The sequence below is a fragment of the Rhizobium vallis genome, from assembly GCF_003985155.1.
Lineage (GTDB): Bacteria > Pseudomonadota > Alphaproteobacteria > Rhizobiales > Rhizobiaceae > Rhizobium > Rhizobium vallis.
In genome coordinates, this window is record NZ_ML133686.1 from 703,856 (window position 1) to 715,480 (window position 11,625).

Genomic DNA, 11,625 nt, shown 5'->3' on the forward strand with positions numbered 1-11,625 from the left:
GACAAGGGTGATGTACCATTTCCTTTGAAGGCGACATGAAGGCGATCTCCGGCACGAATCTCGAGCAGGCCAAGTCTCACAACCGGCGTGTGGTGATCGAGGCTGTGCGTACGAATGGCCCTCTGTCTCGCGCCGCGATCGCCCGGATGACCGCGCTGACCGCCCAGACCGTGTCCAATATCGTCGAGGAGCTTGAGAGGTCGCACCTTCTCGTTGCGGCCAAGGCGCAAAAGCTGGCGCGCGGCCAGCCGATCATCCCCTACAGCATCAATCCGCAGGGCGCTTATTCGATCGGCCTGGAACTCGGACGGCAGCGTGCAAGCGGGGTCCTGACGGATCTTTCCGGTGTCGTCTGCGCGCGTATCGAGCGCCACGTCGAGCACCCCGATCCTCTAACCGCCATCCCGGTGCTGCAATCCATCGTCGAAGATCTCCAGCAGGCCTTCGCATTCGACCGCAACAGGCTGCTCGGCGTCGGAATGGCCCTGCCCGGCCGCTATGGCGATGGCGGCACCACCTCCCTCAGCCCGCAGAACCTGCCGGGCTGGCAGGGTTTTCCCGTCGGGCATGAGCTGGAACAGCGGGTGAAGGTGCCGGTGCTCGTGGAGAACGATGCGACGGCGGCGGCAATCGGTGAGCGCCTTCACGGCGTCGCCCGCGGTTTCGCCAGCTTCGTCTATCTCTTCCTCGCCGGCGGCGGCGGCATCGGCGCTGGAATGTTCCTCGACGGTCACCTCTACAAGGGCAGCCGCAACAATGCCGGCGAGATCGGGCATATCATCGTCGAACCGCACGGCAAGCTCTGCAGCTGTGGCAAACGCGGCTGCCTGGATCGCTACATCTCGCCGACGGTCGCCTACGAATTCATGGGCATTGCGAATGCGGAGGAGCTTTCGCCCGACGATCTCGATGCGCTGGTCGCAGAGGGCGGCGAAGGCCTGGACGCTTGGCTCGATCAGGCCGTCCAGCCGCTACGGCAGACCGTCGATTTTCTGGAGCTTGCCTTCGATCCGCAGACCGTCGTGCTCGGCGGCAGCATATCGACATCGCTGATGCGGCGGCTTGCCGAGCGGCTGGAGCCGCTGCACGTTCCGATCGACCCCGATCGAAAGCGGACGATACCGCGTGTCATGATCGGCATGACCGGCAAGGATACGGCCATCCTCGGCGCCGCCGCCCTGCCGATCTTTTCCGAAACCAATCCGCGCTTCGACGTTCTGCAAAAGCCGCTCGGCTAGCACATCTCAGCCCGGGAGATTGCCGCCGCCGCCCGTCATTCGCCTGCCGGCAGCCTCGCATCTGCTTGCGGCGGACGGCGGGCTAGAGGGCGCGCAAAGATGACCACGTTCCCGAGAAGCGTCAGCGCCAGACCGATCAGGCCTGCCCCGCTCCAGTGGTAGCCCTCGAAGACAGTCGACAGCGACAGGGCGACGATCGGGAAGAGGACAGTGGCATAGGCAGCGCGCGAAGAGCCGATGCGGGACACCAGCATGAGATAGGTGGTGAAGCCGACCACCGATCCGATCGCCGCAAGATAGAGCAGAGCGGCAAGATAGGTGATGTTTGGCGGCGCCACGATCGGCGTTTGCGTCACGGCAATCAGGCAGAGGAGGACAATCGCGCCATAGGTCATGCCCCAGGCATTGGCGGTCAGCGGTGAGATTCCGGCTGCGCTGTTTCGACGCGAAGCCATATTGCCCAGCGAGAAGAACAGTGTGCCAAGCGCTGCGAGCCCGATCCCTTTCAATGTGCCCACATTGAAATCGACGGCAACCTCCTGTCCGAAAAGGAGGATAAGGCCGGTTGCTCCGAGTAGCGCTGCGAGAAGCGTGCGGCTTGTAATGCGGTCGCCGAAAAAGAGGCGCGCATTGACGGCATTGTAGATCGTTGCGAGCGAGAAGATCACGGAGATCAGGCCGGACGGGATGGTAGCGGCTGCGTTGTAGAAGCAGATGAAATTGAGGCTAAACAGGCAGAGCGCTTGTGCAAGGATGAAAGGTTGATCGCGCAAGGTAGGGACCTTGAGCCGCCGCATGACAGCCAGCACGGCGACGAGGATCACTGCTGCGACCGCAAATCTGTAAAAGACCGAGACCAAGACCGGCACGGGACCGACCTGCATCGCAATAGCGATCCAAGTCGTCCCCCATATGAGGACGGTCGCGATGAAGAGAGCGGCATTTGCCATGAAGTGATCCTCGTTTTCTCCACAAGTAGGCGAACAGTGAACAGGTCTCTTGTACATTCTTGCTATGAAATCGATTTGCCCGGACTTCATGCTCGCCATGCGGGTCGTCCACCGGTATTGTCCGCAAGGCGTGCTCAGGTGTGGGGAAGAATTGGTGAAATATAGTCACCCCTCGGTTTTCAGGTTTTTGTCTGCATCTCCCACTGCGCGGATGTCGCAGTCCATCGATTTGGGGTTTGGGCGATCAGCTGCCATCTGGAGCAATGCGCACGACAGGATGAGCTATCAGCGGCCGAACGGTCATACGTTCAGTCTTTATCTCAAGGGCGGTGCGGGAACGCGTCGTCTGGATGGCAGTCCCACCGCGCGCGGCCGTCCGGGAGTCCTGTGCATCATGCCACAGGAGCACTCGTCCGAATGGGAAATCACCGAATTCTCCCAATTCGTCCATCTGTATATTCCCGACGATCAGATGCGCCGGATGTTTGCAGAGACGTTTGACCGCGATGCTCGGCTTGTGGCCCTTCCAGAAGTGACTTTCGCAGATGCGCCCGCCCTGGCGCGCACGCTTTGGCAGATGACGAAAGCGATGTTGGCGGGCGGTCATCTGGCGGCCGAAGAAGCGATGACGCAGACGATCAACGATTTCTTCGTTGATCCGCGTTATGGAGGGATGCGTCCCTGCGCGATCAGCGGCGGGCTCGCTCCTCATGTGCGGCGCCGGAGTCTGGAGTACATCGAGGCCCATCTCGGTGAGGCGATCCGCTTAGAGGATCTGGCGACGATAGGGCAGCTCAGCGCGTTTCATTTTCAGCGGATGTTCCGGGCAAGCTATGGTGTGTCCCCGCATGGCTGGGTGGCCCACCGGCGAGTAGAGCGCGCCAAATCGATGTTGGGCGGCACGGACCCGATCGCGCAGATCGCTTCTGCCTGCGGCTTCAGCAGCCAGAGTCACATGACGCGGGCATTCAAGTTGGGCACTGGCACGACACCCTCTGCCTACCGGCAACGACAGTGAAGCGCCTTCCCGAAACCAATCCGCGCCTCGGCGCCTGCAAAAGCCGCTCGGCTAAACCGAGGGGGCTTCGGCCTTCCAGACCTCACTTCATCGCGACGACGACCTTGCCTTTCGCGCGTCCCGTTTCCACATAGTCCAGTGCCTCGTTGGTTTTCGCGAATTGGAAGACCCGGTCGATGACGGGACGGATGGCGCCGGCCTCGATAAGCGAGGTGATCTTGCCGAGCTGAGCACCGTTCGCCGTCATGAAGACGAAGGAATATCCGATCCCCAGACGTTTCGCTTTCCGCCTGATGCCGAGGCTTAAAAGGCGCATAACCTGCTGCAGCAGCCAACCGGAGCCATTCTCCCTGGCGAAATCGGGATCGGGCGGCCCCGATATCGAGATCAGCTTGCCGCCCGGCTTCAGGACGGCGAGCGATTTTTCCAGCGTATCCTTGCCGAGGCTGTTCAGCACGACGTCATAGCCCTTCAGCACCTTTTCGAAATCGTCCTTCTTGTAATCGACCACCACGTCGGCGCCGAGGCCTTTCACAAGATCGATATTTGCCGTGCTCGTGGTCGTCGCCACATGGGCGCCGAGATGTTTAGCAAGCTGGATCGCGACCGTGCCGACGCCGCCGGAGCCGGCATGGATCAGTACCCTCTGCCCCTTTTGCAGCTTGGCGCGTTCGACCAGAACCTGCCATGCGGTCAGCGCCACCAGCGGAATGGATGCGGCTTCTAACATGCTGAGATTGGCAGGCTTCAGCGCAATATCGGCGGCGTCGATGGCGATGTATTCGGCGAATGTGCCGATGCGATCCTGGCCAGGCCGCGCATAGACTTCGTCGCCGGGTTTGAACTGCCGTACCTTGGCCCCGACCCGGACCACGACGCCGGCAACATCATTGCCGAGCACCAGTGGCAGGCGATAGGGCAGGATGAGCTTGAACTCGCCGTCCCGGATCTTGGCATCCAGCAGGTTGACGCTGGCGGCATGGATCTCGACCATCACGTCGTTTTCGCGCAGCTGCGGTTCGGGGCTCTGGCCGAGGCGGAGGGCACCGCCTTTCTTGTAGCGATCGATCAGGAATGCTTTCATGGCACGAACTTTCGTTTCTGTGATGAGCCGGAAATGCAGCAAGGGAGGCTCAATCGGGGAGCTTGTTGAATTTCCGGAGGTTCTTGTCGACGAAGGACTCGGGCAGGAAGCGGCGGATGAAACGGACCTGTCCTGCGGTTTTCCCGGCTGTGTAACGTCTCTTGGGCGATACCGCATTGGCGGCCTTGACGACGGTTGCGGCGACCACCTCGGGGGCATCACCCTTGGAAACGATCTCGCGCATCAGCTTCTCCGCGTCGGCACGCACCGCATCGTAGACAGCAAGCGGCCGGTCCGGCCGCGTGATGTTCTCCTCGAAGGAGGTCCGGGTGACGCCGGGTTCGACGAGCACGACGCGGATGCCCTGCGTTCGCACTTCATGATCGAGGGATTCCGAATAGCCTTCGATCGCGTGCTTGGTCGCTGCGTAGAGCGCGTTGAATGGCGCCGGGATGAGACCAAGGATCGAGCTCAGGTTGATGATCCGACCGCCGCGCTGTCGCCGCATCACCGGCAGCACCGCATTCGTCATCCGCATAGTACCGAAGACGTTGACGTCGAACACGGATTTGGCCTGCGTCGTCGTCGATTCCTCGGCGCCGCCGAGCAGGCCGACACCGGCATTGTTGACGAGCAGATCGATCCGCCCTGCCCGGCTCAGCACTTCATCGACGACGCCCTGGACAGATTGATCGTCGATGACGTCGCAGATCAGCATGGTGATCCCGTCGGCAGTGTCGGGCATCGGCTTGCGGCTGGTGCCGAACACCCGGTAACCGTCGCGCCGCAGCGCTTTTGCCGTCACCAGCCCGATGCCGGAGGAAGCGCCGGTGACCAGGGCAATGCCGCGTTCTCTCTTGCTCATCGATGTCTGCCTTTACTTTTGTCGTGGAAGATCCCTGCGCAATCTGTTACTATCAAATTGATAGCAAGTCACTACTAAAAAGATATCGACATGAAGAATCTTTCGAACCAGCCCTGCCTGATCGCCCGCAGCCTGGCGCTCGTGGGCGATGCGTGGAGTATGCTGATCATGCGCGACGCTCATGCAGGGCTGACCCGCTTCGATGATTTTCGAAAAAGCCTCGGCATCGCCCCGACGATGCTGACGGGGCGGCTGTCATCGCTGACTGAGGAAGGGCTACTGGAAAAACGCCGCTATTCCGAGCGCCCGCCGCGCGACGAATATGTGCTGACGGAGGCCGGTCGCGACTTTCTGCCGGTTCTGTTTGCAATCGGCGCCTGGGGCCGCAAGCACCGCGGCGGCGGCAACGTCACCCGGTTCTTCGACGCCGAAACCGGAACCGAGATTGATCCCGTCACCATCGACCGCGCGACCGGCGCTCCTGTTGGAACCCGCCCCATTCGCATCGCCGAACCCGGATGCGCCGCCCCGCCGCAGGATCAGCCGGACTGACGCCCAGCGCAGGCTTGTTTGGCAGGTCTGCGGCACAAGCTTTCAGCCTAAAGCAAGTGAGCCTTGCCATCACCGCCTTCGGCGATGGCAAGGATGATACTCAGATCAAAGTCCTACGACTCCTGCAGCCCGTAAAGCAGCGGCATCAGCCCCGCGAGCGCCTTGAAACGCTCCCACGACTTCGATGACGGCTTTGTCCAGCCGGTTTCGGCAAGGGCCGAAAGGCGCGGAAAGACGAGGCGGTCGAAAACGGCGCGATCCGTCATCGGTTCGGACCAGATACAGGCCTGAATACCGAGGAGTTTCTGTTTCTGTGCTGCCGTCCAGCCGCCGACCGGATCGAAATTATAGAGTTTTTCGGCGTCCGAGGTTCCCGCCCAGCTGGCGCCGGGCTCGTCCCAGTTGGGTCTGAGCGCCATGTCGAGGTAATAGACCTGTCCGGGGCAGACGACCATTTCGTAGCCGCGCTCGGCAAGCTCGGCCGAGACTTCGACATTGCGCCAGCTGCAGAGATAGCTCTTCGACTTGTCGATGACATCGCCGTGGGCGGCCTCTTCCCAGCCGCCGGTGATGCAGCCCTTGCTCGTAAGGAAGCGCTGGACGCGCTCCAGGAACTCCGCCTGCAGGATGGCGGCGCCCGAGCCGTGAATATCGTCGGCGCCGTGTGTATTGGTGACGACATTCAACCGCTTGGCATGCGCAGCGGCAAGCTCGTCGCCTGCAACGGCGCGCAGGCGATCGAGCGCTTCCGGTGAGCCCGACCATGCGCCAAGGGGAACTTCGTCGGCCCCGAGATGGATGGTCTTGAACGGAAAGAGCTCGATGAGTTCCAAGAGGATCGTCTCGATGATCTCATAGGTCCTCTCGCGGGCCGGATTGATGCAATTGTCCGGAAAGCCCTGAACCGAATAATAGCTGCCAACCTCGGCCGGATCCCTGAGTTCCGGTATTGCCTGTTGCATGGCGTAGCAATGGCCGGGTACATCGATCTCCGGCACGATCTCGACGCCGAAGCTCTTGGCATGGGCGACAATCTCGCGGATGGCAGCCTTGGTGTAGTAACCGCCCGTGCGGGCCGGGCTCGAACCGAGCAGCGGTGGAACAGCAAGGCCGTGGCCGCGCCAGGCGCCGATCTCGGTCAGGGCGGGATAGGCGTCGATCTCGACGCGCCATGCTTCGTCGTCGGAAAGGTGCCAGTGGAAGCGGTTGAGCTTGTTCCAGGCAAGCACCGCAATCAGCTTCTTGACTTCGGCCGCGCCGTAGAACTGGCGGGCGACGTCGAGATGCAGGCCGCGCCAGCCCATCGACGGCTCGTCGACGATCTCGCCCGCACCGGGAAACTGGAAGACGCCGGGATGCAGCCTCGCGCCGCGCCAGATCTGGCCGAGTGTCACGAGGCCATAGAGAAAGCCGGTCCGGCCGCTCGCCTCGATGGTGATCATTTCCTCATCGAAGCTCAGCCGGTAGGCTTCGGGGCCGAACCCGGCAGCATCCTTGAGGGCAACCGGTATCGCGCCTTCCGCTTCGCTACGCACGATGCCTTCGACGGCGAAGAGATGGTTCACCAACGCCGCAAAGCCCTGGGCCGCGGCCTCTCCCTCGGCGCTCTGCGCTCGCGGCGCAAAACCGGCCGGCAGCGAGCGGCGGGAAGTGACGGCCACGCGGTTCGGCCAGGGAATGATCGAAACCTGAACCGGCGCATTGGCGGGAACGGGATAGATCTCGGCGCCGCGCTTCAGCGGCGCGTTACTGACCGAAGATCGCGTTGGCTCGATAGAAAGCACGATCGTGCTGCCGTCGGAAAGCGCGAGATAGGCGCTCGTCGCGCCGTCCGTCCAGTGGCGGAACTGCCAGCTCAGCGCGTAGACGGATATCGTCCAGATCTCGCCGGCGCCGAGAACGAAATTGACCGGCGGCTGGAATTCGGTGAAATTCGAAAGCCGTTGCGAGACGGTGGCGCCTTCGACACGCCCGGCGGGATCGACGCGGCCCGGGCCGCTGACGCAGAGCGAGAAATTCGACAGCGGCTCGGCGCCTAGGTTCTTGAGGCGTAGCACATACGAAAAATCCTTGCCATCGGCCGGCGGATTCCAAAGGGTTTCAAGCCGCAGGGCTTTCGGTCGCGGTGTGGGCATGGTTACTCTTTCCTCTTGAGATCAAGTCTTGAACATTCCGGCGGAACCGGAAGCGGAATGGGGGATCGGCACGGCGCCGACCGCCTTTTCGTGAAAGGCCGATGGACCGACATCGCCAAGGTTTACCAGATAGTCCACTTTGCCATCCTTCAACCTGCAGCACCGAGCGCGCGTATGAAATGATTGGGGCCGACCTGTTGGGTTACGGTCGATTCAGGACGGCTGAGCGAGCGCACCTTTTCCGCCTGTTCGAGAAAACGCGCGCTTCCACCCGTCACGAACGGCCTGCTGCCGTCGGGAACGGCGGAAAGCAGCAGCCGCGTATAGGGATGGCGGGGATCGGAGAGAACGCTATTGGTGTTGCCCCATTCGACCATCTGGCCGGCGAACATGACGACGATCTCTTCGGCCACATGCGCTGCCGTCGCGATATCGTGAGTGATGTAGAGCATGGCGAGGTCGTTTTCACGCTTCACCCTTGCGAGCAGATCGAGAATGTCCTTGCGGATGGAAACATCGAGCATCGAGGTCGGTTCGTCGGCGACCAGCACGCTTGGTGCGACAGCGAGCGCCCGGGCGATGTTGACGCGCTGGCGCTGACCGCCCGAGAGTTCATGCGGGAATTTCTGCCTGGTTACGTCAGGTTCCAGCCCGACGCTTGCAAGCAGATGGCCGATCTCTTCTGCAAGATCGGCCCTGGAGCCGCTCTGCCGGTGCAATTGCAGCGGCCGCGCCAGGTGATGGCTGACGGTGAAGGCCGGGTTGAGCGAGGAGAACGGATCCTGGAAGACCATCTGCACCTCCCGGCGGTACCGATGTTCGTCCTTCGTCTCGCCGCGGGCGGAGAGCTCCTGCCCGTGGAAAAGCAGCCTGCCTGCTGTCGGCTTGTCGAGCCGGGCGATGATACGGGCGCAGGTCGTCTTGCCGCAGCCGGATTCGCCGACGAGCGCCAGGGCCCGGCCGGGAAAGAGTGAGAAGGACACGCCTTTCAACGCGCGCACCGGGCCGAAATTGCGCGTGATGTCCTCAAGCCGAATCACGGCTTCGGCGACGACGGGATTTGCCTCCGCTTTCATGCCACGACTCCCGATAGATGCGGATTGCCGGGAAGCTGCGGAATGGCGTTCCAGAGCTTCTTCGTATATTCGTGCCGCGGCGCTTGCGCGACCTGGCTGACATCGCCGACTTCGACGAGTTCACCCTTCAGCATGACGCCGATACGCTGGCAGAGCTGCGCCATCAGATGCAGGTCATGGGTGATGAAGAGCACCGAGAAACCATAGGTCCGCTGCAGATCGACGACCTGCTCGAGGATCTCTCGCTGCACGACGACGTCGAGCGCCGTCGTCGGCTCGTCCATGATGATCAGCTCGGGCCGCAGCGCCAGGCAGATGGCGATGACGATGCGCTGGCGCATGCCGCCGGAGAACTGGTGCGGGTAATCGCTTATGCGATGGGTGGGAATGCCGACGAGACGGAACATCTCCTCGGCCCGAGCCCTGGATTCCTCATGTGAACAACCGGTGTGGCGGCGCAGAACGTCATGGAACTGCGCCTCGACCCGCATCAGCGGATTGAGCGAATTCATCGCGCTCTGGAAGACCATGCCGATGCGCTTCCAGCGAATTCTCTGCAGCTCGCGTTCCGGCAGCTTCAGGAGATCCTGTCCGGTGAGCCGGATGCTGCCGCCGCTGATCCAGGCGGGCGCCTTGGACAGACGGGTGATGGCATAGGCGATCGTGCTCTTGCCGCAGCCGGATTCGCCGGCGAGACCGAAGATCTCGCCGCGGCCGATATGGAAAGAGACGTCTTTGACGGCGCGGAACTCCCCTTTGTCGACGAGATAGTCGACGTTGAGCTTGTCAATTTCCAGAAGATTATCGCTCATTGGCCAAGCTCCAGTTCCCTGTTGCGGGCGCGGGTAAGGCGGAACCAGCGTGTCAGCGCCGGGCCGGAGCGGAGCTGCGGATTGGCGATCTCGTCGAAGGTGAAGTTGAGAAGCGCAAGCCCGAGGCCGGTCAGCGCGATGCCGAGCGCCGGCACGCCGATATCCCACCATGCCCCGACCATGATCGCCGAGGAATTCTGGGCGTTGTAGAGCATCGTGCCCCAGGAGACTTTCAGTGGGTCGCCGAAGCCGAGATATTCGAGCGTCGTCTGGGCGACGATCGCATAGATGATGCTGCCGACGAGGTTGATGCCGATCAGCGTCGTCAGGTTCGGCAGGATTTCCACGAAGATGATGCGCCAGGCCGGCTCGCCGATCATCTTGGAAGCGGTGACGAAATCACGATTGCGAAGCGCCATCGTCTGCGACCGCGTCATGCGGGCGCCCCAGGGCCAGGAGGTCAACGCGATGATCGTCATGATCGTCATCGGCCCGACGGTGCCGGCAAACGAGGCGAGCAGAATCAGAAGCGGCATGTTCGGGACAACAAGCACGGCATTCGTCGCAAGATCGAGCACTGCATCGGTCCGCCCTCCCGCGTAGCCGGCGACGAGCCCGATCGCCGTGCCGAGAACGGTGATGGCAATGCCTGTGGCAAAGCCGACGGAGAGAGAGCTGCGGGCGCCCCAGACGAACTGGCGATAGACATCCCGTCCCATCTTCGTGGTGCCCATGACATGTTCGATCGACGGCGGCTGATGCGAACGTCCGACGCGCGCTCCGGGCTCGCCGGGCGCAACAATCGGCGCAAACAGCGCCATCAGCCACAGGGCGACGATGATGATGAGGCCGGCCAGCGCTTTCTTCTGGCTGAGGATAGACCGTAATCCGAAGCCCATCAGACCGCCTCCTGCAATCTGGGATCGACAAGTCCATAGATGATGTCGACGAGGAAGTTGGCTCCCAGTGTCGCGAGCGTCATCAGCAGCAACTGGCCTTGGATGACGGGGTAGTCGCGGGCGACGCTCGCTGTATAGAGCGTCAGTCCCAAACCGGGATAGTTGAAAACGATCTCGGTGACGATCGAGCCGCCGAAGACGGCGCCGAGCATCAGCGCCAAATTGGTCAGGACCGGAAGCATGGCATTGCGCGCGCCGTAGCCGAACATGACCGTGAGGTGGCTGAGCCCCTTTGCGCGGCCCATGGTCACGTAATCCTCGCCGAGCACCGAGATCATCGACGAGCGCATCGTCGTCTGGAATTCGCCGATCAGGAACGGCGAAAGCGTCAGCACCGGCAGGATGGCATGCATGAACACGCTGCCTGCGAAGGTGAAATTGAAGGCAGGATCAAGGTTCGGATCGTAGGCGTAACCGACGGGAAACCAGCGCAGCGAGACCGCGAAAACGAAAAGTGTCGTCAGCGCAACGATGACGGGCGGCACCGAAATCATGATCACGGAGAGCGGCGAGACGATCGTGTCGAAGCGCCCGCCGCGCCGCCAGGCCGAAACCGCACCCAGCACGACGCCGACGCAAAGCGAAAAGATGATCGCGGTCGTCACCAGGAAAACGGTCCAGATCGTCGAACGGCCAAGGACCTGGACGACGGTTTGGGGGTAGTATTTGACCGAGACGCCGAGATCGAGGGTCGCAAGCCCTTTGATATAATCGACGAATTGCCAAAGCATCGGCTGGTCGACGGCGCCAAAGCGCGCCTTGATCGCCTCGATGGCGGCAGGTGTCGCCCGCGGGCCGAGCTGGGCAACCATGGCATCGACAGGGCTCCCCGGCATGAGCCGGGGAAGAATGAAATTCACAACGATGGCGAACGCCAGTGCGACCGCATAGACGCCGAGGCGCCGGCTCGAAACGCGCATTTCCGCTCCCTCGTCA

The 11,625-nt window shown here is 62.1% G+C and carries 11 protein-coding genes; 3 read left to right on the top strand and 8 right to left on the bottom strand.

Going from position 1 to position 11,625, the window contains the following annotated elements; translation table 11 throughout:
- Positions 1 to 35: 35 nt before the first annotated feature.
- The gene (locus tag EFQ99_RS03435; RefSeq protein WP_126919241.1) at positions 36 to 1,238 is read left to right on the top strand and encodes an ROK family transcriptional regulator; all 1,203 of its coding nucleotides are present in this window, start codon (positions 36 to 38) and stop codon (positions 1,236 to 1,238) included.
- Positions 1,239 to 1,273: 35 nt separating this feature from the next.
- On the opposite strand, the gene EFQ99_RS03440 is transcribed toward EFQ99_RS03435, so the two are convergent.
- Complete coding sequence (locus EFQ99_RS03440) at positions 1,274 to 2,188, bottom strand: DMT family transporter (protein WP_126919242.1); 915 nt, start codon at positions 2,186 to 2,188, stop codon at positions 1,274 to 1,276.
- Between the two features lie 154 nt (positions 2,189 to 2,342).
- Here EFQ99_RS03440 and EFQ99_RS03445 point away from each other — a divergent pair, with 154 nt between their 5' ends.
- Positions 2,343 to 3,206: a helix-turn-helix domain-containing protein gene (locus tag EFQ99_RS03445; protein WP_483475682.1), complete on the top strand. Its 864-nt coding sequence runs from the start codon at positions 2,343 to 2,345 to the stop codon at positions 3,204 to 3,206.
- A gap of 82 nt (positions 3,207 to 3,288) precedes the next feature.
- Here EFQ99_RS03445 and EFQ99_RS03450 read toward each other — a convergent pair whose 3' ends face one another.
- Together EFQ99_RS03450 and EFQ99_RS03455 are read right to left on the bottom strand one after the other, a co-directional pair.
- The gene (locus tag EFQ99_RS03450; RefSeq protein ID WP_126919243.1) at positions 3,289 to 4,290 is read right to left on the bottom strand and encodes an NADP-dependent oxidoreductase; all 1,002 of its coding nucleotides are present in this window, start codon (positions 4,288 to 4,290) and stop codon (positions 3,289 to 3,291) included.
- Positions 4,291 to 4,339: 49 nt separating this feature from the next.
- Positions 4,340 to 5,155, bottom strand: coding sequence for an oxidoreductase (locus EFQ99_RS03455; RefSeq protein WP_126919244.1), 816 nt, complete (start codon positions 5,153 to 5,155; stop codon positions 4,340 to 4,342).
- Between the two features lie 90 nt (positions 5,156 to 5,245).
- Here EFQ99_RS03455 and EFQ99_RS03460 point away from each other — a divergent pair, with 90 nt between their 5' ends.
- The gene (locus tag EFQ99_RS03460) at positions 5,246 to 5,707 is read left to right on the top strand and encodes a winged helix-turn-helix transcriptional regulator (RefSeq protein ID WP_126919245.1); all 462 of its coding nucleotides are present in this window, start codon (positions 5,246 to 5,248) and stop codon (positions 5,705 to 5,707) included.
- Positions 5,708 to 5,820: 113 nt separating this feature from the next.
- Here EFQ99_RS03460 and EFQ99_RS03465 read toward each other — a convergent pair whose 3' ends face one another.
- The 5 genes from EFQ99_RS03465 to EFQ99_RS03485 form a co-directional block, all read right to left on the bottom strand.
- The gene (locus tag EFQ99_RS03465) at positions 5,821 to 7,842 is read right to left on the bottom strand and encodes a beta-N-acetylhexosaminidase (protein WP_126919246.1); all 2,022 of its coding nucleotides are present in this window, start codon (positions 7,840 to 7,842) and stop codon (positions 5,821 to 5,823) included.
- Positions 7,843 to 7,991: 149 nt separating this feature from the next.
- Positions 7,992 to 8,918 (bottom strand): ABC transporter ATP-binding protein, encoded by a 927-nt coding sequence (locus tag EFQ99_RS03470; protein ID WP_126919247.1) that lies wholly within the window; start codon positions 8,916 to 8,918, stop codon positions 7,992 to 7,994.
- Positions 8,915 to 9,730 carry an ABC transporter ATP-binding protein gene (locus tag EFQ99_RS03475; RefSeq protein ID WP_126919248.1) on the bottom strand — a complete coding sequence of 272 codons (816 nt, stop codon included), beginning with the start codon at positions 9,728 to 9,730 and terminating at the stop codon, positions 8,915 to 8,917. Before EFQ99_RS03475 ends, EFQ99_RS03470 begins: the two co-directional genes overlap by 4 nt.
- Entirely contained in the window at positions 9,727 to 10,629 is a 903-nt protein-coding gene (locus EFQ99_RS03480; RefSeq protein WP_126919249.1) for an ABC transporter permease, read from the bottom strand. The genes EFQ99_RS03475 and EFQ99_RS03480 overlap by 4 nt, the downstream gene beginning before the upstream one ends.
- Positions 10,629 to 11,609: an ABC transporter permease gene (locus EFQ99_RS03485; protein WP_126919250.1), complete on the bottom strand. Its 981-nt coding sequence runs from the start codon at positions 11,607 to 11,609 to the stop codon at positions 10,629 to 10,631. Before EFQ99_RS03485 ends, EFQ99_RS03480 begins: the two co-directional genes overlap by 1 nt.
- Positions 11,610 to 11,625: the final 16 nt, after the last annotated feature.